The sequence below is a fragment of the Streptococcus criceti HS-6 genome, assembly GCF_000187975.2.
Classification (GTDB): domain Bacteria; phylum Bacillota; class Bacilli; order Lactobacillales; family Streptococcaceae; genus Streptococcus; species Streptococcus criceti.
Genome location: NZ_AEUV02000002.1, coordinates 1,469,877 through 1,496,444, shown reverse-complemented (window position 1 = coordinate 1,496,444; position 26,568 = coordinate 1,469,877). Strand labels below are relative to the sequence as shown.

The following is a 26,568-nucleotide window of genomic DNA, read 5'->3' as shown; positions in this document are numbered from 1 at the left end:
CCTTTAGTTTAATCGCTTTAGCCAACCTTTCATGGCCGCTGTGCTATTCAAGACATCACCTGCAATATGATGTTTGGCGGCGTATTGGTTAAAAATCGGCTGAGCCTTTGCATAGCTTGAACCGCCTGATGTCGAAAAACTGCCTAGGATCTTGTCGGAAAAGTCCATTTGATCCATAACCGTTTGGACAATCCTCGGAGGAATTCCCCACCAGGTCGGATGGCCGATTAAAATACGCTCATAGTGTGAGATATCTGGCAGATTTCCTGCAAAGTCGGGACGGCTGCGCTCATCGTACTGCTCAAGATTGCAGCGGCTGGAATCATCATACCAATTCCTATCTTGGCTGGTGTAAGGGATTTTCGCCTTGATCTCATACAAATCTGCCCCTAGTTCACGTGCAATCGCTTGCGCACGCTCTTTGGTTGTTCCTGTTTCAGAAAAATAAATAATAAGTGTTTTCATAATAGAACCTCCTGTTAGAAACACACCGTCATACAAGGCGGTATCAGCATAAAATCAACAATAGACTTGTTCGATAATCAAAATTGGCACAGCTCAACACATGAAAACCACATACGAAAATCCCTAAAACCTTACTCAGAACATTTAAAATGGTTAAGTTGAATTGATTTGTGGCATTATCCACTATGAAATGCCTTAGTTTTCGAACAAGTTTTAATGGATTTCAAACCTTTTTACCTTTATCAACTGTAGTGTATCACTTATAGTCAACTATAAGTCAAGACTTTTCTTCACCTTTTCTAAATTTTTTTCGATAACTAGCAAAAAATCTGAGACAGCGAGCTCAGATTTTTAAATACTATACTATAGTTTTGGCATCTCTTACGAATTGCCACTGATAAAGCCCACAGCTGGCAAGGAGCTCCCTTCAATGCTCTACCGCATTCTCTTACCAGCGACATTATTTTAGGCATAGACCAAGCATATTGCTGATCTTCCTTGGGGAATTTCTAAAAATATAGTCTTGGATGACTTTTCGACTTCAATCGTGCATAGGGTGCTTAGCTTTTTGCCATACACTATTTGCCATCTGAATCCATCAAATACTCCCAGATGCCACGGCCAACGCCATCTTCATCATTGGACTTGGTGATGTAGGTTGCTTTTGCTTTGATGTCATCGGTTGCATTAGCCATAGCAATCGACGTACCCACCCGGCTAAACATAGGGAGATCGTTGTGGCCATCGCCAAAGCAGGCTAGGTCTTTCTTGGTCAGTCCTTCTGCTGCCATCACATAATCCAGACCGCTTGATTTTTTGGCCAATTCATGCGTGATTTCCAGATGTAAGGGACCGGACTGCTGGATAGAGGCAGCCTTGAGGGGAAGTTCAGCTAACTTCTCTTTTAGCACTAGCATTTCACTAGGATCAAAGGTCAAAAGCATAATTTTAAAGACAGGGTGAACCGGATTTAGATAGGCTTGCCTATCTAGCAGCGTTACATCTTGGTGGGTAATGCTGGTCTCATAGCGGGTTCCTTTATCTTCCTTGAAACTATACCAGCTATCTTTGTCATAGTAAGACTGACAAAGATTTGGGAAATGCTCATAGAGATAAGCCAGAATTGTCCTGACATCCTTGGTTTCCATGGCTTGCTCTCTGATAACTTGCACCTGATTATCCTTATAACGGTAGATGAGCCCCCCATTAAATCCAATCTGAGTACCTGTCAGTCCTAAGCTATCAATCGCTGTCTTCATCTCGATAGGGGCACGCGCTGAAACCAAGGTTACAGGAATACCAGCCTGTCTCATCAGTTCAGCATTGCCAGATGAGACATCGCCCTTAGTATTCAACAGCGTCCCATCCATATCTGAAAATATACGACGCACCCTCATGATAAACCTCCAATCAAGAAATAACGAAACAGCTACTAAACGATTTATTAGCACTATAGCCTATTTATACTATCTTAAAAATATTTTATAAGTAAACGCTCCAGTTATCTGATAATCAGTCCCCCATCTGGATAGCATGTACTGTTTTTAAAGAAATAAACCACTGTAAATCATCAAAACTAAGCAGGGTTAAGACAAGAAGGCCGTGGCTAATGCCATAAATTTGTATCTTTAAGGCAGGCGATACCAAGCCACTGTAAACTGTCCCAAACCAGCTAGCAAGCCAAAGCTCAGCATTAAAATGGGACTATCAGCATAAAAAGTCAGAAGCCCCAAAGCCAGAACCAGACTAACTAAGTGGGCAGTCAGCCATTTCGGTGTCAAAGCTAAGTCCTTACGATTATAAGGAGCCAGCAATTGCAAGCTGCCATAGAATAGGCTCAGACCTAAGATAAGCAGGGTTTTCATATCATGGAAATGGTGTGAATCCCCAGCCATCTCAATCATCAAGGTTGTAAAAAGAATACCGATCAAGAGAGCGATGTGGACATAAATCATCTGAAGCCCCGTACGCTCTTGATGATGCTTCATAATGACAGCGGTTTGTGTGATGTAGCCAATAAACATAAGGCCAATCATGGCAAAGCTGATGACTGCTTCTGGAAAATGTGTCGCTAAATCAAATGTTTTGATACTAGCAATGAGCGTTTCTCCAAAATAAATGATAGTAATTAGCTGAACACGCTCCACCAGATGAGGAAAATTGGCTTTATCATCTTCCTTCTTAGCGCGTGTCAGATAAACAAATAGGAAACTCATCCCGTAGAGGAGGTAGGCCCAGAAGATATTCATGTGCGGATTTACTGTCAACCAGATAAACCAGATGATCTGGACTACCATGTCTACCCCGATATCCTTCATGTGATAAATCATCGTTTGGCTGAAAGCGCCCAACCTTCGAGCACGCAAGACATACTGGAGCAAGACCGAAACATTGCTCAATAAAAAGAGCACATTAAAGGAAACGTAAGTCTTTTGCCAATCCAGCGTCAACTCTCTAGCCATGTAACCAATCACAAACATATTGAGGATAATGGTCACAATATCCATGAGATCACGCTCTCCATACTTATTGAGATACATAGTCTCATGGTACCAAAGTTTAATCAGCATGATAAAGGAGATAATGAATTGCAAGTAACTAAAAAAGGTGAGGTGGACACCTTTTCCGTGCATCATCCCCGTCAATACTGAAACAGCAAAAACAAATACTAAGTCGTAAAAGAGTTCATAGTTAGATACTTTTTTAGGAATAATATTTTTCATAGATTTATCTTACCATTTTCCATTGGTTAGGAAAAGTCAGAGATACTAGCCATAAAACTTGGCTGAATTAATTGAGTATAAGGTTTACTAAACATCATCAGACACTAGCTCAAAAGAAAAATTTCAAAGCACCAGCATTGGCTTATAAGAAAAGCCCGAAAAACTAGTGCTTCCAGACTTTCAAGGTTATAGAGGCAGCTTAATGCCGATACATCTTAAATTGCAGATAGAGATCATTGTAGGTGCCTAACCACTTAGGCCCAAGATTATCATAGACTTCCAGATGGCTGATAACCTGATCAGACGGATAAAAAGCCGGATCAGAAGTCACTTCCTTTGGCAGAAGAGCCTGAGCTGCCTTATTTGGTGTGGCATAGCCGATATACTCAGCATTCTGGGCCGCATTTTTAGGCTCCAGCATAAAGTTGATAAAGGCGTAGGCGGCCTTTTTATTTTTGACGGTCTTAGGAATGACGATATTATCAAACCAGAGGTTTGACCCTTCGCTAGGCAAAACATAGTGTAGATGAGAATTGGCGTCCAGCATATCTCTAGCTTCGCCCGAGAAGGTCACCCCTAGGGCGGCATCGCCATTTTTTAAATACCCTTTCATCTCATCGCCAACGATGGCCTTGATGTTAGGCGTTAACTGGTTTAACTTATCAGAAGCCTGATTTAACTGCTCCATATTCTTGGTATTGAGGCTGTAGCCTAGAGCGTTAAGCCCCAGTCCCATAACCTCTCTGGCTCCATCAATCAGCATGATGGCATTCTTATACCGAGGATTCCAGAGATCTGTCCAATGCTGGGGAGGGTTTTTGACCTGCTGGTCATTGTAGACAATCCCAACTGTCCCCCAGAAATAAGGGATGGAATAATCATTTTTCGGATCAAAAGACTTGCCCATAAACTGCAGTCCAAGATTGTTCAGTCCCTTAATCTGCGATTTATCAAGCTTAACTAAGAGGTCCTCGCGACGCATCTTATCAATCATATAGTCGCTAGGGATAGCAATATCATAGCGAGTCCCGCCCTGCTCAATCTTAGTATACATGGCTTCATTAGAATCAAAGGTTTCATACTGGACATCAATACCTGTTTCCTTCTGAAACCTTGTAACGAGGTCAGGGTCAATATAGTCCCCCCAGTTATAAACCACCAGACTATTGGACTTTGAGCTGCTGCTATTCTTTTTCTCCATAGTCACCATAAGCACGGCTAAACTAGCGATCATCAGGATGATACCGAGAAGTAAGGCATTTAATCTACGCATCCTGATCACCTTCTTCCTTGCTGATGAAATAATAGCCAATCACTAAGAGAATGGAAAAGATAAAGATGATGGTGGACAGAGCGTTAATTTCTAAGGAAATCCCCCGCCTAGCGCGTGAATAAATTTCAACTGAGAGAGTTGAGAAACCATTTCCCGTCACAAAAAAGTTCACTGCAAAATCATCTAGGGAATAGGTGAAGGCCATAAAATAGCCAGCGATAATACTGGGCGTTAGATAGGGCAGCATAACCTCCTTGAGCATTTGCCAATGACTAGCGCCTAAATCGTAGGCAGCATGAATCATATCCTGATTCATCTCCTTGAGCCTTGGCAAAACCATAAGAACAACAATAGGAACAGAAAAGGCAATATGGCTAAGCAATACCGAACTAAAGCCAAGTCGGAAGCCGAGGACTGTAAAAAGGATCAAAAAACTGGCTCCCATCATGACATCAGGCGAAACCATGAGGATATTGTTGAGAGAGAGCAAGGCATTCTGCTTCTTGCTTTTGGTTTGATCGATAAAAATGGCGCCAAAAGTACCGATAGCTGTCGCCAGCAAGGCACTCAGAAAGGCCAAAAAGAAGGTCTGAACCAGAATTAAAATGAGATGGCTGTCAGAGAAAACCTGCTGGTAATGCTCCCAAGTGAAGCCAGAAAAGCCAGCCATATCACCACCACTATTGAAAGAATAAAAGATCAAATAGAAAATCGGCAGATAGAGAAGTGCAAAGACCAGTCCCAAGTAAAAATGACTCAACTTTTTCATAGGCCTTTTCTCCTTTCCTTAGTGATAGCCATAATGGCCAGCATAGCTAAGATGAGGACCACACCGATGGTAGAGCCCATCCCCCAATTCTGAGTTGTCAAAAAGTGCTGTTCAATAGCTGTCCCCAGTGTGATGACACGATTACCGCTAATCAGACGGGTCAGCATAAAGAGACTGAGACTGGGAATAAAGACTGACTGAACACCCGAGCGCACGCCAGACAAAGAAAGCGGGAAAACAACCCGACTAAAGGTCTGCCAGCCACTGGCTCCCAAGTCACGACTGGCATTGATTAAGTTGACATCCAAGTCATCCAGAGCATTAAAAATGGGGAGAATCATAAAGGGCAGCTCGATGTAGGCAGCGACAAAGATAAAAGAAAAATCCGTAAAGAGCAGTTGCTTAGGGCCAATTCCCACAAAGGCCAAGAAATGATTAACCCCGCCATCTTGGCCAAAAATCCCCATAAAGGCATAGGCCTTGAGCAGAAGATTTATCCAAGTCGGCAGCACAATCAGCATGAGCCAAAGCTGCTTGTGTTTGAGCTTCGTTAAGGCCAGAGCTGTCGGATAACTAAGCAGAAAGGTCACTAGCGTAATAATCCCTGCATAGAGAACGGAATTAAAGCTCATCCGGAGATACGTCCAAGAGCTAAAAAAGGTTTCATAATTAGTTATACCAGCCTGTCCCTGCAGGTTGAAAAAAGATTGATAGACAATCAAAGCCAGAGGAGCTAAGATGAAAAGTAAGAGCCAGAGGAAGTAAGGAACCGCAAAGAATTTAGTCGTCTGCTTCATAGCGCTCCTCCTCAATGGCATTAATTAAGCCATCCTCATGCTCATCCATTTCCACGTATTCTTCAATTCGGGCATCAAACTCTTCTTCGGTTTCATTGAGGCGCATGATATGAATGTCTTCGGGTGTAAAGTTTAACCCAATCACTTCACCTTCAATGGCCTTGCGCGTCGAATGAATTAACCACTCATGATCCCGCTCATCATGAGCGATAATTTCATAGTGGACACCGCGAAAAAGCTGGGTATCGACAGTAACTCTTAATTTGCCTTCTTCGGGCAGAGTAATCTGCAGGTCCTCTGGCCGAATGACCACTTCTACTGCCTCATTGGGCCTCATTCCACCATCGACAGCTTCAAAACGCTTGCCATTAAATTCAACCAGATAGTCCTCAATCATGGTCCCGTTGATGATATTGGACTCACCAATAAAGGTAGCCACAAAATGGTTGATGGGTTCGTCATAGATATCTACAGGCGTTCCCGATTGAACAATCTGACCCTCATTCATCACAAAAATCCAGTCTGACATGGCCAGAGCCTCCTCTTGGTCATGGGTGACAAAAACAAAGGTGATCCCCAGTCGCTGCTGCAGATCTCTCAATTCATACTGCATCTCTGTCCGTAATTTCAAATCCAAGGCAGATAAAGGCTCGTCTAGGAGGACAACCTTGGGCTGATTGATAATGGCTCTAGCAATGGCCACCCGCTGGCGCTGGCCGCCTGAGAGCTTTTTAATGGAACGATTGCCATAGCCCTCCAGTCGCACCATCTTGAGAGCTTCCTGAACCCGCTCCGCAATTTCTTCTTTTGCAATCTTTTTTAATTTTAAAGGAAAGGCTACATTATCAAAAACGGACATATGCGGAAAAAGCGCATAATTCTGAAAAACCGTATGGACATCCCGCTTGTTGATGGGAACATCATTAATCCGCTTGCCATCCAGATAAACATCACCCGAACTCACATTTAAGAGCCCCGCAATGATATTTAGAATGGTCGATTTTCCAGAACCAGAGGCTCCCAGAAGCGTATAAAATTTTCCTTCTTCCAGCTCGAAATTAATATCTTTAAGAACATGAGTTCCGTTGTCTTCGAAGGTTTTCGTCACATGGCGAAAGGCAATAATTGGTTTAGTCACGCTCGTTTTCCTCCACACAGGCGATAAGAAATAAAAAGAACCGGCTAAATTCCCTCTAGCCAGCTCTACTTGATGGTTTTAAGATAAGCTATGCTCGTTTTATTAAGACTTATAATCTCCAATAATCCGAACTTCTGGCTCCAGACGAACACCTGAATGGGCTTGGACCTTCTCAATAACATCAGCAATTAGGTTTTCATAGTCATCAGCCGTTCCATTGGCCACATTAACCATAAAGCCAGCATGCTTCTTACTGACTTCAACACCGCCGATGCGATGGCCCATTAAACCGGCTTCCATAATGAGCTGACCGGCAAAATGGTCAACAGGCCGCTTAAAGACGGAACCGCAAGATGGGTACTCCAAAGGTTGCTTGAGCTGCCGCAGATGATTGAGGCGAGTCATTTCATTCTTGATCTGCGAATGCACGCCTGGCTTGAGGGCGAATTTAGCAGAAATCACCACTTCACCTGTACTTTGAATAGCTGACCGGCGATAGCCAAAGGCCATATCGCGGGCCTCAATTGTTCGGATTTCTCCTTCTTTGGACAAAACTGTGGCCGAAACCAGAATATGGGATATTTCACCACCATAAGCACCAGCATTCATAAAGACGGCCCCACCAATAGAACCGGGAATCCCTGCTGCAAATTCAAAACCAGTCAGGCTATGAAACTCAGCGACCTTGGTCGTTTCAATGAGGTTGGCCCCGGCTTCTGCTTCGATAGTGTAACCATCAACTGTAACGGTACTTAGCTTGTCAAACATAATGACAAAGCCGCGAATCCCTCCTTCACGGACAATCAGGTTGCTGGCATTACCCAAGACCATCCATGGGATGGCATTTTCATTGGCAAACTTGACAATGTGGGCCAACTCGTAACGATTGCGGGGAAAAGCTAAATAATCGGCTGGTCCTCCAACCTTGGTATAAGTATAGTGACGCAAGGGTTCATCAATGCGAATATCAATTCCCTTAAGAGCATTTTTCATTTTTTCTAACATTATTTTTTAATTCCATTCTTGTCTAACCAGAAAAGACGCCTCAAAAGCAATAAGGGACAGTCATCTGGCTGGCCTACCGATCTCATAAAGGTCACAAGACCTTAAAAAATCGGCACAAGGCCGATAATCATTATATCAAAAACTAGGGATTTTGGCGATAGCATCAGCCAGGGAATTTAGCAAATTTAGTAATTTAGCAGAAATTTCCCAGAACGTTCCTGCCCCAAAGTTTCCAAGTAAATGGTACTGGGAAGTGAGGTAAAGAAGTTTAACCCAAAAATTTTTCGATAGCCTCGGTTGACAGTTTGGCTAAATCGCTTTGATAAGCGTGACCAGTTGCTGGATCAAATGCCTTTTCATCTAACTCCAACAGAGGCACCAAGACAAAGGCCCGCTCTTTCATATAGGGATGGGGCAGGATTAAGTTTGGCCCAGCTATTACTTCTTGCCCATAGAGCAAGATATCAATATCTAAAGTCCGAGGACCCCAATGCTGCTGCCGAACCCGTCCTAAATCATTTTCTATCTTCTGGCAGGCTTGCAGTAAATCCAAAGGGGTCAAGTCTGTCTCCAAACGGCAGGCGAGATTGAGAAAGTCAGGCTGGTCTGTCAGGCCCCAAGCCGGTGTTTGATAGATAGAGGAAACAGCTGCTAAGCTCGTTTGAGGCAGTTGGTCTAATCGTTCCAAAGCTTCGTTCAGATAAGTCCTCCGGTCTCCCATATTGGAACCAAGGCTGAGAAAAACAGAGTTCATCGGGTGCGCTCCAATTCTACACCAACACTCTCATAATGACCGGCAATGGGGGGATTCTCCTTGAAAATTCGCAACTGGATAGCCTGAACAGGAGGAAACTGTTCAAAAATAGCCTGACAAATTGCTCCTCCCAGCTTTTCCAGCAGTTGATAGGTCTGATTTTCAACCTGATGCTTAATCACGTCAAAGATCAGACCGTAATGAACCGTATCGGCCAAATCATCGCTGACAGAAGCTTGGGTCAGCTCAAGAGAAAGTTCCGCATCCACTACAAAAATCTGGCCCAGCCGGTTTTCTTCTGGCAGAGCGCCATGGTAACCGTAAAAACGGCAGCCCCTCAAAAGTATTTTATCCATCTTCCTCACCTTAATTGACTGATAACCTTGACAATATCACGATTAGCAGCAACATTATGCACCCGAACAATCTGGCAGCCCTTCTCAATAGCATAACCGGATAAGGCAGCCGTCCCCATATCCCGCTCCAGCGGTCTAGTATGACCACCTAGCAGATAATCAACTACTCGTTTGCGGGAAATACCGAAAAGAACAGGGTAACCTAGGCTAGTTACTTGATCCAAGCCCTTTAAGAGTGCTAGATTTTGCTGCTCATTTTTAGCAAAGCCAAAGCCCGGATCCAGCCAGATATAGTCCTTGCTAACGCCAGCAGCCAAGGCTGCATTCGCTCGTTCTTTGAGAAAATAACAAACATCCTGAGTGATATCCCCATAAACCTCATCTTCCTGATTGTGCATGAGGATGATGGGAACTCCCTTTTCAGCTGCTAGAGCCAACATCTGACCGTCGTAAAGTCCGGCCCAGACATCATTGAGGATATCTGCCCCTGCCTCTAGAGCTGCCCGAGCTGTCCCTGTCTTATAGGTATCAATACTGACTAAAATATCGTATTTTTCTTTGATAGCCTTGATAACCGGCACAACTCTAGCGATCTCCTCTTTCTGAGAAACAAAATCAGCACCTGGACGCGTCGATTCTCCGCCGACATCAATAATAGCAGCTCCTTCTTCAACCATAGTCCCAACCTGAGCCAGGGCTTTTTCAAGTTGGATATAGGAACCGCCGTCTGAAAAAGAATCTGGTGTTACATTAAGCACCCCCATAATACAGGCTTTTCCCGCAACCTCAAATGATCCCATTTTCATCCTAAAACTCCTTGATCAAGTGCAATAATTCTTGACGTTGGCCCTTATCTTCTTGGAAGATACCGCGCGCAACTGTGGTCACCGTTTTACTGCCGGGCTTTTTAATCCCTCGCATCGTCATGCACATGTGCTCAGCTTCGACCATAACAAAGACTCCTTTAGGAGCTAAAGCCTCTTCGAGCGCTGTCGCTACCTGTTCTGTCAGGCGTTCTTGCAGCTGGGGCCGCTTGCTGGCTACTTCAACAGCTCGAGCCAATTTAGACAGACCTGTTACCTTGCCCTGATCGGGAAGATAAGCCACATGAGCTACTCCATAAAAAGGCACCAAGTGGTGCTCGCACATGGAGTAAAAAGGAATATCCTTAACCAAGACGACTTCCTCATGGTTTTCACTAAAGACAGCGGTAAACTGATCCTTGGGATTTTCATCTAAACCAGCAAACATCTCAGCGTACATCCTGGCCACGCGCTGAGGAGTATCTAAAAGCCCTTCGCGGTGGGGATCTTCGCCAACGGCCTCTAGTAACTGGTAGATGGCTGCTTCTGCTTTTTCTTGATTGATCATAATGTCCTCTTAAACTTGATACTTTCTAAAGATACTAGGATAGGGTTCGCTTTAGCGAGAATTCCCGACAGAGAAATAGAAACTTGCTGCTGAGTGCTACCACACAAGAACAGTCATCTCCGAAGGAATTAGTCTCGTGTTTAATTCCCTTCATTATACCCTATTGGTGGGAATTCTTCAAAAGCTCCTTACGAACTTGGGAGATAAAATAGAGGGAACCTGTTATCAGATAGAAATCTGCTGAATCTTCTTGGTAAACCTGATTCAGCCAAGTCCTAAAATCAGCCACCCGCTCATGACCCTGAGGGTAATCAGCCAAGGCTAAACTATTGTAGTAAGGAAAGGTTGTTACAGTGACCTGACCTATTTTGTCCAATTTTTTCAGCATGGCAGCAATTGGCTTGGTATCAATGGCAGCAAAGAGAATCTGAATCTTGCGATTGCCATAATCTTTCTGCAGTAGATCCACCAGTGCTTGAATGCTTTCGTTATTGTGGGCTCCATCAATCATCAGATTAGGTCTTAGGAGCTCTGTTCGCCCCAGCCACTTAGCTCTTGCCAGCCCCTCTCGAATCGCTTCATCATCCAACGTTGGATAGCGGTCCTGAAGGAGCAAGGCGGTTTCAATAGCTAGAGCTGCGTTAGCCACCTGATGCTGACCCGGCATGGCTAAAACTAAATCACCTATAGTTGTCGAGCTATTACGAAAGGCCATGGCCTTATTATCAGACGTCGTCAACGTAAACTCTTGCTTCCACTCATAAACGGGCGAACCAACTGTTTGAGCTCGCTCCAGAAAGACCTGTCTAGCTTCTTCCTGAGCTACGGCCATGACCAAGGGCTCACCAAGCTTAAGCACGCCCGCCTTATTCTGGGCAATTTGACCATAAGTCTCCCCCAGCACAGCTTGATGATCCAACCCGATAGAGGGACAGACGACAGCAAGGGCTTGGAAAAGATTGGTCGAATCATCGCGTCCGCCCATGCCAGCTTCAATGACAGCCAAATCAACAGGACGCAGGCGGCCAAAATAGAGAAACATCATGAGGCTGATAACCTCAAACTCAGTCGCAGTTTCTAGAGATTCTGGCAAGGCCTCAACAACTGGCTTGACCAAGTCCACACAGGTGACCAAGTCTTCTTTTGGCATCAGCTGACCGTCCACAGAAATCCGCTCCCTAAAGTCAACGATATAGGGGGAGGTAAAGGTACCGACCTGATAACCCGCTGCTGTAAAAATATGCTGGAGATTATTGACCACCGAGCCCTTACCGTTAGTCCCGACCACATGAACAGCCTGCAAATTTTCTTGAGGATTTCCCAATTGCTCCAGCATCCAAGCCATCCGCTCAATACCTGGTTTAATCCCAAACTTCAACCGACTGTGAATCCAAGCCAATGCTTCTTGATAATTCATCTCTTTCCTTCCTTAAAAGCTTTAAAAATACGAGTCACAAGTACCCTCGTCGCTTATCAGTATAGCACAGAGCAATAAAAATCCCGACTTGATCAAGTTTTCTGCCTTTTTAGTAAAAGAATCTGACCGATAACAAAGAGACCAATCGCCAGCCAGATGAACATCAAACCATAGAACTGACCCTGACTGAGACTTTCCTTGAAAATGGTCAGGGCAATCAGGAGCTGAATGGTCGGATTGAGATACTGGATAAAACCAATCACATTCAAAGGCGCTCGCTTGAGACTCTCCGCGTAGAGCAAGAGAGGAATGGCTGTGACTATTCCCGATAGGGCTAAGAGGATATTCTCCAGCAGACTGTAATCTACCAGCCTTTCATGACTGAAAAAAATCAAGTAGACCAGCACAAAAGGCAGAATAATGCCGGCTTCAAAAAACATGGCGACATCGCTGGACAGCCTTGTGCCCTTTTTTAGCAGGCCGTAAAAACCAAAAGTAAAAGCCAGTAGCAAAGCAATCCAAGGCAGGTGACCGGTCTGCCAGACCAAGACTCCCACCCCCGCTACCGCAATAAGAACAGCCAAGCTAGTAGCTGGTGTCAGACTTTCCTTAAGAATAACGAGAGCCAGAAGCACCGAAACCAGTGGCATCATATAATATCCCAGACTGGATTCAGTCGCATGACCATTGGCTATCGCATAGATATAGGTCAGCCAGTTGATGGCAATCAAAAAGGCGGCTGCCACAGCCCGATAGAACTGTTGTTTATCCAGCCAAAGCTCCCTAAACTCATGCCTATAGCGCTGATGGTTCTTACTAATTACCATATAGGCTGCCATGGTCAAAAGGGTCCAAATAATCCGATAAGAAAAAGTACTGTAAGCATTAACCCCAGCCAAGAGTTTCCAGTAGAGAGATAAAAAAGCCCAGAGCAGATAAGCTGATACTCCGAGCAAAAGTCCCTTATGCGTTTTAGTCAAGACGAACACCTTCCTCATCAACTGTCAGGACAAAGGTTTGACCGTCCAGTCCCAAGTCATCTAGAGCAGTTTTTAAGGCCGCTCCTTCTCCTTTCGGGACCAAACTCATGACTGTCGGGCCAGCCCCTGATAAGTAGGTTGCATAAGCTCCGAACCCTTGAGCGAGATCCTTAATCGGAGCGAATTCCTTGACTAATTTTTGCCGATAAGCTTCATGGAAACGGTCGCCTTGGATCGCTTGACCAGCCGTCAGTAAGTCTCCTGTTAAAAGACCGGCAATCGCCACATTGGCGATTGAGGAGGCCGCTACAGCTTCCTTATAAGCCATAGAAGTCGGCAGAACCCCCCGACTGTCACTGGTTTTTAACTCATAGTTGGGAATGAAAGCGACAAAATCGCAGGCAGGAAAATCAGCTCGGACACCAGAAACTTGTCCGTTAACATAGGAAGCCACTACCAGATTACCCAATATAGCTGGTGCAACATTGTCAGGATGGCCTTCAATCTCCGTGGCTAAACGGAGCTTTTCCTGCTTGGAGAGCTCTAAATGCGCTAATTGATTGGCTAGCTCAATTCCTGCTACAATAACTGAACTAGAGGAGCCAAGTCCCCGAGCCAGCGGAATATCAGAGGTCATCTTAATACGATGGGGGGCTAAATTAGGGGCAACCTGCAGAGCAGTTTTAACCAAAAGATTATTGGCATCAGCCGGAATATCCCCCAAATCATGAAGAACTTCCCAGTCAGAACTGGCCTCAAGCACCTCAATCGTTAAATATTTAGAGAGAGCCACACCCACCGAATCAAAACCCGGCCCAAGATTGGCCGATGTTGCCGGAACTGTAATTTTCATCTTAGTCCCCCAATACCTTAAAGCTATTCAGGAGGGTAAAGTCGCTTTGAGCTTTTAATTTAGCCTTGACATTTTCTAATTGAGTCAAACTGAGGGCGTGGGTCACGATAACAATCCGTGCCTTTTGACCATCTCCTCTTTGCTGCAGAACTTGGGAGAAGGAAACATCTTCGCCATTGAAGATTTCAGCCAAACGCAAGATTTGCCCCTTCTTGTCTGGAACAGTTAGAGAGAAATAATAGCCACTCTTGACATCAGCAGGATTAGCCAACTGAGCTGGACGGCTGAATTCATTGAAGGATTTACCAACATTACCGTCCACAATACGGCGGCCAATGCGGATAATGTCCGCTACAACCGAAGTCGCTGTTGGTTTTTGCCCTGCACCGGGACCGTAATACATAGACTCCCCGATACCGATGGACTCAACAAAAACAGCATTCATAACACCCTTGACACTAGCCAGAGGATGTTCCTTAGGCAAGAAAGTTGGAGACACTTGGGCAGAAATGCCAGAATCTGTCTCACGAACATCACCAACCAGCTTGATGACATAACCCAATTCTTGAGCGACTGCAACATCATCAGGTGTGATGGTGGAAATACCTTGGTGGCTGACATCTTCAAAATCAATGGTCATGCCAAAGCCAAACTGGCTGAGGATTACCGCCTTATACGCTGCGTCGATCCCTTCCACATCATTGGTCGGATCGCTTTCTGCGTAACCCAGCTCTTGAGCAGTTTTCAAAGCGTCTTCGTAGGTCCAGCCTTCATCAACCATCTTGGTCATCATAAAGTTAGACGTCCCATTGAGCACGCCCAAAATTCGCGTCACCTTGTCTGACGTTAAGGAATTAGCCAGTGTCCGTAAAATCGGAATACCACCCGCTACGGCTGCTTCATAGTAGAAGGCCAAGCCTCTGTCTTTAGCTAGACCGATAATTTCCTTACCATGGGTAGCAATCAGGTCCTTATTGGCAGAAACCACATGTTTGCCAGCCTCTAAAGCCTTAGTGATAAAGGTCTTGGCTGGTTCAATCCGCCCCATCAATTCAACAACAATGTCAATCTCTGGATCTTTTACAATGTCATCAACGTTGGTGACAAAATGATAATCATGACCAGCAGCTAAGAGACGGTTCTTTTCATCATCGTCTTTGACCAAGACCTTAGCAATAACGAACTCATCCCTAGCTGCTGCTGTAATTTTATCTTCATTTTCCTTGAGCAAAAATGGGATCCCGCTGGCAACTGTCCCAAAACCTAACAATCCAATTTTTATAGCCATAGTATTTACCTCATTAACGAATATTGATACCCTCCCATTATAACAAAATCCCTTAGGAAGTTACAGAAAATCAGTGCTTATGGTATAATTCAAGAAGAAATGACGAACAAAAAAAGAGGACAGACATGGTATCTTGGACAGGATTTGCTAAAAAGAGCCCACAGGAGAGGCGGCAAGCTCTCAAAAACAATCAAGCGCTATCGCCAGCAAGCTTCGAAAAATTAAATAAGGAAGAGCTTCTTCCGCTTGAGACTGCCAACCAGATGACAGAAAACTTGATTGGTCGGCTAGCTCTGCCGATGAGTTTGGCACCTGATTTCTTAGTCAATGGCCAGACCTATAATCTCCCCATGGTGACTGAAGAACCTTCTGTCGTAGCTGCTGCTTCCTATGCAGCTAAGCTCATTAAGCGCTCAGGCGGCTTCACCACCGAGATCCACCAGCGGCAGATGCTGGGGCAGGTTGCGCTCACGGGCTGCAGTGACTGGCAGTCAGCTAAAGAAGCTATTTTGGCTGGCAAGGCTGACTTAATTGATTTGGCAAATCAGGCTCATCCCTCCATCGTCAAGAGAGGGGGCGGTGCCAGAGAGCTGACCGTGGAACAAAAGGAAAATTTCCTCATCGTTTATTTAGCAGTTGATACTCAGGAAGCTATGGGAGCTAATATGGTCAATACTATGATGGAAGCCCTAGTACCCAAATTAGAAGAGCTTTCTGGCGGCCAAAGCCTCATGGCAATCCTATCTAATTATGCAACCGATAGTTTGGTGACCGCCCAATGTGCGGTTGATCTCCGCTTTCTCAGCCGTAACAAGGAAGAAGCTAAGAAACTAGCTGAGAAACTGGAACAAGCCTCTCAACTGGCCCAGATTGATCCCTATCGGGCCAGCACTCACAACAAGGGGATTTTTAACGGTATTGATGCCCTCGTTCTAGCCACCGGCAACGACTGGCGGGCTATTGAGGCTGGCGGCCATACCTACGCTGCTGCTTCTGGCTCCTATCGCGGGCTTTCACAATGGACCTATGATAAGGAAGCTGGCAAAGTCAAGGGACGTCTGACCCTGCCCATGCCAATCGCGACCAAGGGCGGGTCTATTGGTCTCAATCCCAGCGTCACCGTTGCTTTTGACCTGCTGGGGCAGCCAGATGCTAAAACCTTGGCTGGACTTATCGTTTCCCTAGGCTTGGCTCAAAATTTTGCCGCCCTCAAGGCCTTGGTCGGAAAGGGAATCCAAGCCGGTCACATGAAGCTGCAGGCCAAATCCTTAGCCCTACTGGCCGGAGCAACTGAAAGGGAAATTCCTCCACTCGTTCAGGAACTCCTAGCAGCCCAGCACCTCAACTTGGAAACCGCCCAAAAAATTTTAGACGATATCCGAAATAACCCCAACGCTAAAAGGACTTAAGCTGTCGCTTAAGTCCTTTTAGTCTTCTTAAAAAGAAGACCAAGCTGGTGTTATTCATTATAAGTCACCCACTACACTTGACAATGAGCCTCTTAAAAATGCTATTTCGAGATAGTATCTGCAATCACCTTGGTATAGGCAACAGCTCCTTGCTCGTTAGGGTGGGTCATATCCTCGCTCAATAACTGACCTTCCTTATCATGAGAGGTGGCATACCAATCAACAATATGTAGGTTATCATACTTTTGATCCGCAGCCGTCAACACTTGGTTAACATCATTGGTCCAGTAGTATTGGGATTTTTCCAAATTGATATTAATCCAGTAAACCTGCCGACCACCTGCAGCCTGCATGACCTGATCAATCTGGTCTGCTGTCAGGGTTCCGCCGTTTTCATCCCGGTTAATGCCAATACCAATAACCAAGGTATCTAAGTCAGGATGATTGGCTACTGCCTCTTGAACCATCTCTAGAGTATGCTGAGGCTTACGACCGATCGCCCCATCAAAGAAGGCATTGGGAAAAACTTCCTGCAAATCATCGTAAGTCATAGCAATCATAGAATCACCCAGAATGCCAACCTTCTTTTGGTTGACAATGTCGTACTCTTCTTGACTAATTCCATACTTATTGAGAATAGCAGGGTCTGCTGGCGTCCCAGGTGCCTGCTGTGCCTGTCCCTGCTGCTTCATCTTGGCTTCATTTTGCTTGAGGTGGTCAGTAATCTTGTTTTGAGCAGAGGTCTTGTCTGGAGCCGTAAAGACTAAGAAGAGAGCACCGACTACCGCCAAAGAAACGAAGAGCGTGATAGGCCATTTGACAAGGGAAATCCAAGCATGGCGCTTATCTTGATAAAAGCTCTTAATCTGCTGCCAAGTGATGCGTCGCAGAGGAACTTCTACCAATCGATAAGTGATCTCCGTCAACAGGACAACCAGAGCTAGCGCAATCAGAACCGATAGAGGCGACTTGGGATTAGGCAATTTTAATTCTGCAAAGGTCAGAACTGGAATCTGCCAGAGGTACATCCCATAAGAACGCGTCCCCAGATAGCTGGTCACGGGATTAGACAGCCACTTGTTGGCCGATAATTTGGGGTGAACGATAATAGCAATCAGGACACAGCTGAGAAAGGAAAAGAGCCACATACCACCGCGATAAGTGAACCACTCTTGGTCAGGCAGAGCAAAGAAACAAATGGTCAAGACTACCAGAGTAATGATGCCCATACCATTGAAGATTTGACGGTCCCAACTGGAGAGTTTAATCTTTTCAACCTTGTCGCTGGGATAGATAAAGGCCAGAGCTGCCCCCATCAGAATCGAAAAGAGCCGCGTATCTGTTCCATAGTAAATCCTTGTCGGGTCCACATGGGCCTTGTAAAGCAGAGACATTTCCACGAAAGAAAGCAGCAAAATAATATCAAGGACATTAAAAATGAGCGTTCTGTTTTTGCGGAAAATCCGCATGAGAACAATAATGATCAGGGGCCAAAAAAGATAGAATTGCCCTTCGATAGACAGACTGTAAAAATGCTCAAACGGTGCCTCAGCTAGTAACTTAGCAAAATAAGACCCCCCTTTAGCAATTTGCCACCAGTTATTAACCGAGAAAAAACTGGATAAGAAGACATGACGCATGCCATTGAGCAGATTGGGCTGGAAAAAGTACATATAAACCGTGCTCAAAAGCATAACGGCAATCATATTGGGGTAGAGCCGCTTAAAACGCCGCAAAAGAAAAGCCTTAACAGTAATCTTGCCAGTCGCTTCGTACTCTCTCAGCAACAGATCAGTAATCAAATACCCCGATAGTACAAAGAAGAGCGCGACGCCAAGATAGCCTCCCTTGAAAATTGCTGGATAAATATGGTAAAAAATGACGGACAAGAGACCGATGGTTCGCAAGCCGTCAAAACCAGTAATGTAACGTTTTTTCATGTCCCAATCCTTTATGCAAAAGCTGTTGTCATCAAAATATAACATAAAATAGCGGACTAGGCAAATCTGTTTAAAAGTGAAGATCGAAATAATATAAAGCTCTCATTATTCTGGCGAGTCTGGACTTTTGTCCCAGACTCCACACTGCTGGTTGGTTTTTCTGCTGCCACAAGACCAAAGCGAAAAAACAAATGTGATGGACATCGTTCATCTTATTTCCAACCTCAAAAGCTCCCCACCCCCCTTTGAGAGTATGCGGGGGTGGGTTAAAAAGGTCAAGGAGACCTTTTTAATCGGGAAATGGAGCTTGGCAAAGCAAGTGTCAAAAACGGTCTTAGAGAGACCATTTCAGGTCACCACCGTAAAATTAGGTCGTGGTTAGAACTAAAATTTTCAATTTTTGAGTTGACCCCATTCCTATCCTAATAATGAGTCACTTTTCATTCTGTTCTGGCTAACGCAAAAGATAAAGCAGTCAGTGCTTTGTATCATCCAACAAATTCCTCGGCCTCTCATGCTCAGACATTTTTCAAAGACCTTATTCACTAGTAGGCAGAATCTCCATCTTCTACGAGTGTGACGACCGGCTGGCCGTCCTTATCCAAGAGAGGCGTCAAACCACCGCCGGAGCTAGCACCGTGCCATAGATAGTTGACACCTGTCTTGCAATCAATCCAAATCTCAGTAATGTTATTCATCGCGGCCCTTTCTGAGAATATCTTCTTAAACCGCTTATCTTTGCTAGATTTCATTAGAACACCTCCAATTTTTGTACCTATTATAACAGAAAGCTCCTCTGCATAATTTTAAATGGCTATTAAAAAATCATTTGCACACTTTTTAGTTGACCTTCGTTTTTTATAAATGTATAATCTAGTTATCAAGACTAGATGATAGGGAGTAGTTAAACAAATGACAAGCACTTATCCTAAATGGACTGATTTGCCCCAGCTGGACCTCTACTTAGATCAGGTCCTGCTCTACGTCAATCAAGTCACTAAGCCGTTAGCAACAGCAACAGACAAGGGACTGACGGCTTCTATGATTAACAATTATGTCAAGCACGGTCTGGTCGAAAAGCCTGTCAAGAAAAAATACAGTCGCAAGCAGCTGGCCCGTCTGATTGCTATCACGACTTTTAAGCCTGTCTTTTCTATTCAGGAGCTCAGTCAAGTTTTGGAACAACTAACAGCTAACGATCAGTCGCAGGCCTGCTATGACGCCTTTGTCGCCTGTATGAATGAAGAAAAGGAGCAAGACATTCCTGAATTGATTGTCTCGGCCTGTCAAACTCTGAAACTCTACCACTATACTCATAAACTTGCCGAAAATCTTCAAGGAGATCACCATGAACACAGCAACTCTAAAACTCAGTAAACAATTAACCTTCGGTGAAGAAGTCGCCAATGCTGTAACCCACGCTGTCGGTTCGGCAGCTATGCTGGTCCTGTTACCGATTACGGCTTCTTACAGCTATCAAGTCTTTGGACTTAAGGCAGCGGTTGGCATGTCGGTCTTCGTCATCAGCCTCTTTCTCATGTTCATGTCCTCGACCATCTACCACTCCATGCAGTATGCCTCACCGCAAAAGTATGTCCTTCGGATTATTGACCACAGCATGATCTATATTGCCATCGCTGGCTCCTACACCCCGGTAGCCTTATCCTTGGTCGGTGGCTGGTTAGGTTATCTCATTATCGTCCTCCAATGGGGGACCACCATCTTTGGTATTTTGTATAAGATTTTTGCTAAAAAAATCAATGAGAAATTTAGCCTCTTTCTCTACCTACTCATGGGCTGGCTGGTGATTTTCATCATTCCAGCCATCATCACCAAGACTGGTCCGCTTTTTTGGAGTCTCATGTTAGCAGGCGGCCTTTCCTATACAATAGGTGCCTTCTTCTATTCCCGTAAACGTCCTTACGACCACATGATCTGGCATCTTTTTATCCTGCTGGCATCGGCCCTGCAATATATTGCTATTGTTTACTGTATGCTTTAAATACAGAGCACTTAAAAGAGTCCGGGACAAAATCAATTCCCAGTGACAAAAAAACTAGAGATTCACTTTTGTGAGTCTCTTTTTTAGTTTTGAACGGTTCTTCTGTTGTATTTTAGGAGATTGTTGGCCATGAGAACTAATCCCATGTCAATGTTTACTTTCTGCTTGCCTCTCAGGTGACATCGCTTGTAACCCAAACAAGCCTTTATCTGCCCAAAGACAGGTTCCACCTCAATCTTGCGTTGGGCAAAAATCTGTCTGCCTTCAGGAGATAAAAGCGCTTGACATTCTTTAGCTTTGAGTTTTTGATAACGTTCGTTGATGTAGAGCCCCTTTTGAGGAGCTAAATCTGGTTCTTCAGCGTAATAGACCTTGATTTCTTGTTCAAAACCAGTTGGGGTCTTCTGGTGCTTGAGATGATGAAACTGATAGCGCCAGCCTTCAGGATGGGTGTAGCTGTCCTCTGTCTCATCATAGTGCCAGTTGGTCAAGTTCTTAGCCGACTGTTGGTGCTTTTTCTTCTGCTCCTTATCAAACATGGCGTACTTAATCAAGTGGTTAATTTCCTGTTGATCCAGCTTCAGTAAATTCTCCTCACTGCCGTAGCCCGCATCTGCGACAACCGTCTTCAATTCATGCGGGTAGGTTTCAAGAAATGGCAAAAGGGTTCTGGTATCCGTAGGATTTGGGAAGACATCATAGTGAAGAACAAATTGATTTTCAGTGGCGATTTGAAGATTATAGCCTGCCTTGAGCTGGCCATTTCTCATGTGATCATCCTTCATTCTCATAAAAGTGGCAGCTGTGTCCGTCTTAGAAAAACTGTTACGCCCATCAAAGGTCTCTTGGTAGGCCTCATATTTTTTAGCCCGCACAGAAAAGTCATTCTGAACTTTGTGCAGGACTTTCTTGAGTTTGCGACGTTTCACTTTTCGCTCGTCCTTACCTTTAACAGGATTTTCTTCAATAGTTTGGTTAACAGCCTGTAACTCATTCTCCAAGAGCTGAGCGAATTCTGATAACTGTTGGGAAGTAACGGGCTCTTCCTCATCTAAAATGATAGCCTCTTGAATGAGAGGAGTAATTTCCTCTTGGAAATAGTGGCGTAAGTTAGCTTGAAGTTTGGCTGAAAACTTATCGGTGCTTTCTTCCAAACAAAGCTGTATTTATTGGCGTTGGCTTCAATCTTAGTCCCATCAATAAAGAGACAATCCAAAGTAACCAACTCTTCCATTTTCAAACGAAGATTGAGGTCAATGAACAAATCACGAATGAGTTTCTCCATACCAGATGCCACTCGAAAACGATTGATGGTGCGGTAGGAAACCACCAGTTGTCCTGTCAGATACTGCATGGCGATATTTTCTACCATCATTTTTTCGATTTTACGCCCAGAGAAAATTCCTTGCGTATAAGCAAACAGTAAAGAAGCTAGGAGCATTTTAGGATGGTAGGATGGGCGCCCATAGTCGTGGTAAAAGGTGTCAAAGTTACTATCATCAAGCGCATGAACCACCTTTTCAATTGTAAACACCAGGTGATTGGAGGGCAACAAGGAACGCGTTTCTAGTGGTAAAGTGGTTTGATTTGTGTTATAGTGAATATACATGGGGTAGCCTTTCTAGTAGGTTTTAGTCAACTCTATTTTATCAAGGCTAGCTCACTAAAGCAAAAAGCAACGGCATCAAAACCGTTGCTTTTTGTCTGCCGCGGAACAGGTTTTGTCCCAGACTCTTTTTCTATATGGATAAGTCTAAACTCCTTCGTAAGCCGACCAATCAAAATCGACAAAGGTTGGAAAGAGTTCACCGTAAGTTCCATGAAAACCAAGATCTTTTCCCTTGTAAGTGACACTCTTAACGGGATAGTACTCCGGTACAGTTGAACAGCCCATAAGAACTCGGATAAAATCACTCGGATTTTCAAAGCTCTGCTGACGTTCAATATCATAGGCATCTCTAAAGGTCATTTCAATCATGAGATCATCTCCTTTGCCTCTAGTCTAAAACTTTTTAGCCCAGAGGTCAAAGATTCTGACTTTTCTGCTAGCCTCTGAATTCAAGAGTTAGCCTGAGCCAATTTGCCATAGAGCAAATAATCAACCTGTCTCAAATCAGCAATAGTACGACAATTAAGGGCACACATCAGCAGCCGCAGGTCCTCCTTCCAGCCATTGACGATAGCGATGGCCTTATCCAGAGGGTAGCGCTCAACGAGCTCAAGCATGGTTCGAGAAAGGCCGACTGCTCTGGCTCCCAGGACCAAGGCTTTAACCATATCCAGAGGATTTCTAACCCCACCGCTGGCCAAAATTTCGGCTTGTTCTCTAAGGTCACCTAGATTTAAGAGGGTTTGGACCGTAGATTGGCCCCAAGTGTTCAGATAGGATCGGTCCTGCTCGGCTCGCTGATTCTCAATATAGGCAAAACTGGTGCCGCCGCGTCCTGAGATGTCAAAGGTCTTAAGCCCCAAATCAAGACCGGCTTGAACAGCCTTCTTATCCATTCCAAAGCCAACTTCTTTGAGAACGAGCGGCACCGAAATAATTTGGGCATAATCGGCTAGATTAGTCCGCCAAGATTTAAATGCTCGCTCCCCTTCTGGCATCAGCAATTCCTGCATGAGATTGACATGAAGCTGCAAAAGTAAGGGCTGCATGGCTTCCACAGCCTTTTGTCCCAATTCAACAGGCTTATCAAGGCCGATATTGGTTCCCAAAAGAACATCGGGAGCAGCTGACCGGACAGCATAAGAATCATCACTAAGATTTTTCAGGGCCGGGCTATAGGAACCCGTGATAAAAAGCAGACCACAAGCCGCCGCCACTTGGGCAAGTTTTTGGTTGACGGCCTTAGCCTTGGCAGAACCACCAGTCATGGCATTGATATAAAAAGGAAAATCCCAGTCCCGTCCAGCAAAATGAGTTTTCAGATCAATCTCCGCCAAATCATACTTGGGCAAGGAAGACTGAATCAGCTCAATGTCATCAAAACTATTGTAGGGGGACTGATAGGCCAGAGCGTGCTTGATGTGCTGGTCTTTTCGATTTGTCATAAAGATTCTTGGCAAAATAGTAGCTCAATACCAGCTACCTGCCACCTTTCTATAAGTTTTTGACTGTCATCTGAATTGAATGATAGGGCAATACCACAATCGCCTCCGCCTGAACCTGAAGACTTGGCGACAGCATCTAAATCTTGTACCGCTCCTTCTAAAACCAAAAGTTCCTCGGTATAGATGGCAGGGTGCAATTCCTTCAGCAGATGACTGGCTCCTTGCAAGGACGTCTTGATAAGCTCCTTATTCCCAGTTTCCAGACCACTGGCTGCAGTCTTGACAGCTGCTTGTGTTTGCTCTAAAAAATCAGCAGTGATGGCTGATTTAACGTGCTTAATCATATCCTTAGAGATTGCAGGCTGACCGGTCCAGCCAACGAGGAAGTCAACAGCGAGAGCAGGTTTAATGATCTCAATCTGGTATCCCCAATCTTTAGCCAGAACGTCCACCAGACTTTCCTCTGCAATCCAAGAACGTACCTGAGCTCGGTCAAAAGCTTTAAAGAGGACCAAATCCTCATAGGCAATACAGGCCAAGTCCCCCATCGAACCGTTATCGCCACGCTTAAGAAGAACATAGGTCGCTAATTTAAAAATCAAATCAACTGACCAGTCCTGTTCATAAAAAGCAGCTAAAGCCTTAACGACTAAGATGGTCACACTGCCGCTGGAGCCAATTCCAAACTTCTTGCCATCTTTTTCGAGCTTGCCTGTGATAGACAGACGAAAGGGATGAGGCTCGAGCCCCTGACTCTTAATAAAGTCGTGAACAACTGCGATAGTTTCCTGAATCAGGCTGTAGTTATCATCTGTTTCCAAACCAACCGCATAGTCAAACATATCCGAATAGAGCTGATAGTCTCTTGCTGTATCGATTTCCCCCGTTAGATAAATGGGAATGTTTTTAATCAAGGCCTGCTGGCCAGGTGTCAGGATAGCGTATTCACCGGCCAGATAGAGCTTGCCACCAGTTTTAACAGCATACTTAGTCATGGGCTGGGTCCTTGGTCTTTGATACAATGGTGCGGTAATGCTGCCCCAAAATTTGAGCCAGCCTATCCAAATCTTTGGTCTGACAGAGAACCTTAACATTAGGTCCTGCATCCATGGTGAAATAACAATCATATCCCTGTTCACGCAGACTTCTAACGAAATCCATAGCCTGATAGGATTCTTCTGTCAAATAAGAAAAAGGCGGATGGGCTGACCTTGTCGTCGCATGCATTCTCAGAGCATTTTCTTCTGCCAATTGGCCAACCTTGGCAAAATCATTAGCAGTCAGGTAGCCCAGCATGGCCTGATAATCAAGGACCGACTGCTCTACCCAGTCCTGAAAATCGCTCGACGTTTCTGCACAGCGTTTCATCCCTTCTCGGCTGGAAATCGTCTTTGGCTGGTCATTGAGCACCAGCATAATCATGGCCAAATCCAAATCGGTCTTGATCTGGTAAATCTCACCCGAGTCCTTGTCCCAAGCAGACAGCGGTCCAAAAAAGGACCGTGCCGAGGATCCAGAAGCAAACTTGGCATACTGAACTAGTTCCTTTTGACTGAGTCCAAAGTCAAAGAGCTGGTTGCAGGCCTTGACCAAGGCCGAAAGGCCGCTGGAACTTGAGGAAAGTCCTGCTGCGGTTGGCATATTATTGCTGGTTTCAATCTTGACAAAGGGCTGACCCTCCTTGCGGAAAAAGTCAATAATCGTAGTCATCTTAGCATGTTCCTGCGGGCTTTGCAGAACTCCGCCGATATAAAATTCATCGCCTCGAGCTCCCTCGGGTAAAAAGGACAGGTCGGTCTTGGTGTACATATTTTCCAAGGTCAGCGAGATACTGCTGGTCGCTGGTATCATCTTCTCCGCATCAGCTTTCCCCCAATACTTAACAATAGCAATGTTGGCATAGGATTTTACACTTACAGATTTTCTATCCACGTGTTTACGGCTCCTTCTTTTTCGAGTTCTAAGGCTAGGGTTTCAGCCTGCTCTTGATTACGGCAGAGGGCAATAATACAGCCGCCCAGACCACCGCCAGACATCTTAGCTCCCATAGCTCCTCGGCTTTGAGCAACTTGGACCAGATGGTTGGCCTCTGGGCTAGAAACCCCCAGCCGATCCAATTCTTGATGGGCACGGTTCATAGCCTGACCGATAACGCTGAGGTCTTTAGCTAGAATCCCAACCTCGATAGCATTGGCTAAGTTCCCCAAATGATGCAAATAGGGCAGGGCTTTCTCTTCCAACTCACGAACCTTGGCTACAGCCTCTCTGGTATGCCCGTGAATTCCTGTATCGGCAATCACCAGACAGGCACCCAGATCAATAGCCATTTCTGAAAAACCTAGATTGCGAATGAACTTTATCGCTGTGTCACTGAGACACGTCTTAGCGTCCAGACCACTGGGATTTTCATGGGCAATAATTTCCGCTTGATTGGCCAGCATTTCCAAATCTAAAATAGATAGGGGCTGATCAAAATAATCAAAAACCGCCCGAATAGCTGCGATAGCTACTGCTGCTGACGACCCCATCCCCCGCTTAGCAGGAACATTAGACTCGATCTTGACTGAAATATTTTGATCCGAGCGGTCCAAAAATTCCAAAGCGGCCAAAACCGCTGTAGACAGAGGATCGTCAATGTTAATAGTCAAGGGGGCTTCGGAAGCCTGCACCTGACAGACCACTTCGATGTTTTTGAGAGGAAGTGCAATAGCTGAATAGCCATATACCACTGAATGCTCACCGATTAAAATAATCTTGCTGTGAGCTCTTCCAATTCCAATTTTCTGCGTCATCATCAATTTCTTTCGTTCTATTTCTTCTAATATTTTAGCTTAAAAAAGCAAAAAAAGCGACCTCAAGCTCTAAAAAGCTTCGGTCGCAAGGAGGAAATTTGCGCAGCACAAGGGAACTGGAATCTGTCAAGTGATATTGACAGAGCCCTCAAAGACCCTTATAATGATGACTAGAAAGGAAT

25 protein-coding genes and 2 pseudogenes are annotated in these 26,568 nt (G+C 44.9%); 3 read left to right on the top strand and 24 right to left on the bottom strand.

Translation table 11 applies throughout. From position 1 onward, the window contains the following. Nucleotides 1-3 precede the first annotated feature (3 nt). From STRCR_RS06995 to STRCR_RS06920, 16 genes are all read right to left on the bottom strand, one after another. On the bottom strand, nt 4-468 hold the full coding sequence (locus STRCR_RS06995) for a flavodoxin (protein ID WP_040804952.1): 465 nt from the start codon (nt 466-468) through the stop codon (nt 4-6). A 575-nt stretch (nt 469-1,043) separates the two neighbouring features. Further along, entirely contained in the window at nt 1,044-1,862 is an 819-nt protein-coding gene (locus tag STRCR_RS06990) for a Cof-type HAD-IIB family hydrolase (RefSeq protein ID WP_004229132.1), read from the bottom strand. A 231-nt stretch (nt 1,863-2,093) separates the two neighbouring features. After that, nucleotides 2,094-3,188 (bottom strand): low temperature requirement protein A, encoded by a 1,095-nt coding sequence (locus STRCR_RS06985; protein ID WP_004229494.1) that lies wholly within the window; start codon nt 3,186-3,188, stop codon nt 2,094-2,096. A gap of 199 nt (nt 3,189-3,387) precedes the next feature. After that, a complete protein-coding gene (locus tag STRCR_RS06980) occupies nt 3,388-4,461 on the bottom strand; it encodes an ABC transporter substrate-binding protein (protein WP_004228260.1) in 1,074 nt (357 codons plus the stop codon). Beyond that, complete coding sequence (locus STRCR_RS06975) at nt 4,454-5,230, bottom strand: ABC transporter permease (RefSeq protein ID WP_004227125.1); 777 nt, start codon at nt 5,228-5,230, stop codon at nt 4,454-4,456. Before STRCR_RS06975 ends, STRCR_RS06980 begins: the two co-directional genes overlap by 8 nt. Continuing rightward, nucleotides 5,227-6,027: an ABC transporter permease gene (locus STRCR_RS06970; protein WP_004225824.1), complete on the bottom strand. Its 801-nt coding sequence runs from the start codon at nt 6,025-6,027 to the stop codon at nt 5,227-5,229. The genes STRCR_RS06975 and STRCR_RS06970 overlap by 4 nt, the downstream gene beginning before the upstream one ends. Next, nucleotides 6,011-7,165 (bottom strand): ABC transporter ATP-binding protein, encoded by a 1,155-nt coding sequence (locus STRCR_RS06965; RefSeq protein ID WP_004228148.1) that lies wholly within the window; start codon nt 7,163-7,165, stop codon nt 6,011-6,013. The genes STRCR_RS06970 and STRCR_RS06965 overlap by 17 nt, the downstream gene beginning before the upstream one ends. A 102-nt stretch (nt 7,166-7,267) precedes the next feature. Continuing rightward, a complete protein-coding gene (murB, locus tag STRCR_RS06960; protein WP_004229286.1) occupies nt 7,268-8,170 on the bottom strand; it encodes a UDP-N-acetylmuramate dehydrogenase in 903 nt (300 codons plus the stop codon). 268 nt (nt 8,171-8,438) lie between these two features. Further along, on the bottom strand, nt 8,439-8,924 hold the full coding sequence (gene folK, locus STRCR_RS06955; protein ID WP_004229213.1) for a 2-amino-4-hydroxy-6-hydroxymethyldihydropteridine diphosphokinase: 486 nt from the start codon (nt 8,922-8,924) through the stop codon (nt 8,439-8,441). Beyond that, complete coding sequence (gene folB, locus STRCR_RS06950; protein ID WP_004225575.1) at nt 8,921-9,280, bottom strand: dihydroneopterin aldolase; 360 nt, start codon at nt 9,278-9,280, stop codon at nt 8,921-8,923. Before folB ends, folK begins: the two co-directional genes overlap by 4 nt. A gap of 5 nt (nt 9,281-9,285) precedes the next feature. Continuing rightward, nucleotides 9,286-10,086, bottom strand: coding sequence for a dihydropteroate synthase (gene folP, locus STRCR_RS06945; protein WP_004226533.1), 801 nt, complete (start codon nt 10,084-10,086; stop codon nt 9,286-9,288). Nucleotide 10,087: 1 nt separating this feature from the next. Continuing rightward, nucleotides 10,088-10,651 (bottom strand): GTP cyclohydrolase I FolE, encoded by a 564-nt coding sequence (gene folE, locus STRCR_RS06940; protein WP_004228697.1) that lies wholly within the window; start codon nt 10,649-10,651, stop codon nt 10,088-10,090. 160 nt (nt 10,652-10,811) lie between these two features. Continuing rightward, a complete protein-coding gene (locus STRCR_RS06935; protein WP_004228696.1) occupies nt 10,812-12,068 on the bottom strand; it encodes a bifunctional folylpolyglutamate synthase/dihydrofolate synthase in 1,257 nt (418 codons plus the stop codon). A 92-nt stretch (nt 12,069-12,160) separates the two neighbouring features. Further along, nucleotides 12,161-13,048: an EamA family transporter RarD gene (gene rarD, locus STRCR_RS06930; protein ID WP_004229928.1), complete on the bottom strand. Its 888-nt coding sequence runs from the start codon at nt 13,046-13,048 to the stop codon at nt 12,161-12,163. Then, nucleotides 13,041-13,901: a homoserine kinase gene (gene thrB / locus STRCR_RS06925; RefSeq protein ID WP_004225957.1), complete on the bottom strand. Its 861-nt coding sequence runs from the start codon at nt 13,899-13,901 to the stop codon at nt 13,041-13,043. The genes rarD and thrB overlap by 8 nt, the downstream gene beginning before the upstream one ends. Nucleotide 13,902: 1 nt before the next feature. Further along, nucleotides 13,903-15,189, bottom strand: a complete 1,287-nt coding sequence (locus STRCR_RS06920; RefSeq protein ID WP_004226525.1) for a homoserine dehydrogenase — start codon at nt 15,187-15,189, stop codon at nt 13,903-13,905. An 83-nt stretch (nt 15,190-15,272) separates the two neighbouring features. Here STRCR_RS06920 and STRCR_RS06915 point away from each other — a divergent pair. After that, nucleotides 15,273-16,598: pseudogene (locus STRCR_RS06915) on the top strand (hydroxymethylglutaryl-CoA reductase, degradative); the annotation flags it as partial. Between the two features lie 101 nt (nt 16,599-16,699). Here the strand turns inward: STRCR_RS06915 and STRCR_RS06910 are convergent. Then, complete coding sequence (locus tag STRCR_RS06910; protein ID WP_004226306.1) at nt 16,700-18,538, bottom strand: acyltransferase family protein; 1,839 nt, start codon at nt 18,536-18,538, stop codon at nt 16,700-16,702. Nucleotides 18,539-19,083: 545 nt separating this feature from the next. After that, nucleotides 19,084-19,290, bottom strand: coding sequence for a DUF6440 family protein (locus STRCR_RS06900; protein ID WP_004226344.1), 207 nt, complete (start codon nt 19,288-19,290; stop codon nt 19,084-19,086). A 160-nt stretch (nt 19,291-19,450) separates the two neighbouring features. On the opposite strand from STRCR_RS06900, the gene STRCR_RS06895 reads away from it, so the two are divergent. Both STRCR_RS06895 and trhA read left to right on the top strand, forming a co-directional pair. Continuing rightward, nucleotides 19,451-19,915 carry a DUF1836 domain-containing protein gene (locus STRCR_RS06895; protein ID WP_004225821.1) on the top strand — a complete coding sequence of 155 codons (465 nt, stop codon included), beginning with the start codon at nt 19,451-19,453 and terminating at the stop codon, nt 19,913-19,915. Further along, nucleotides 19,887-20,540: a PAQR family membrane homeostasis protein TrhA gene (trhA, locus tag STRCR_RS06890; RefSeq protein ID WP_004229538.1), complete on the top strand. Its 654-nt coding sequence runs from the start codon at nt 19,887-19,889 to the stop codon at nt 20,538-20,540. Before STRCR_RS06895 ends, trhA begins: the two co-directional genes overlap by 29 nt. Nucleotides 20,541-20,623: 83 nt before the next feature. Here the strand turns inward: trhA and STRCR_RS11740 are convergent. The 6 genes and pseudogenes from STRCR_RS11740 to mvk form a co-directional block, all read right to left on the bottom strand. Continuing rightward, nucleotides 20,624-22,149, bottom strand: a pseudogene (locus STRCR_RS11740) (IS1182 family transposase). Nucleotides 22,150-22,293: 144 nt separating this feature from the next. Further along, a complete protein-coding gene (locus STRCR_RS06875) occupies nt 22,294-22,518 on the bottom strand; it encodes a DUF4649 family protein (RefSeq protein WP_004229202.1) in 225 nt (74 codons plus the stop codon). An 80-nt stretch (nt 22,519-22,598) separates the two neighbouring features. Then, complete coding sequence (gene fni, locus STRCR_RS06870; protein ID WP_004229846.1) at nt 22,599-23,594, bottom strand: type 2 isopentenyl-diphosphate Delta-isomerase; 996 nt, start codon at nt 23,592-23,594, stop codon at nt 22,599-22,601. Continuing rightward, complete coding sequence (locus STRCR_RS06865) at nt 23,591-24,589, bottom strand: phosphomevalonate kinase (protein WP_004229384.1); 999 nt, start codon at nt 24,587-24,589, stop codon at nt 23,591-23,593. The genes fni and STRCR_RS06865 overlap by 4 nt, the downstream gene beginning before the upstream one ends. Continuing rightward, a complete protein-coding gene (mvaD, locus tag STRCR_RS06860; protein WP_004228298.1) occupies nt 24,582-25,526 on the bottom strand; it encodes a diphosphomevalonate decarboxylase in 945 nt (314 codons plus the stop codon). The genes STRCR_RS06865 and mvaD overlap by 8 nt, the downstream gene beginning before the upstream one ends. Next, nucleotides 25,508-26,386 carry a mevalonate kinase gene (gene mvk / locus STRCR_RS06855; RefSeq protein WP_040804553.1) on the bottom strand — a complete coding sequence of 293 codons (879 nt, stop codon included), beginning with the start codon at nt 26,384-26,386 and terminating at the stop codon, nt 25,508-25,510. Before mvk ends, mvaD begins: the two co-directional genes overlap by 19 nt. Nucleotides 26,387-26,568 lie beyond the last annotated feature (182 nt).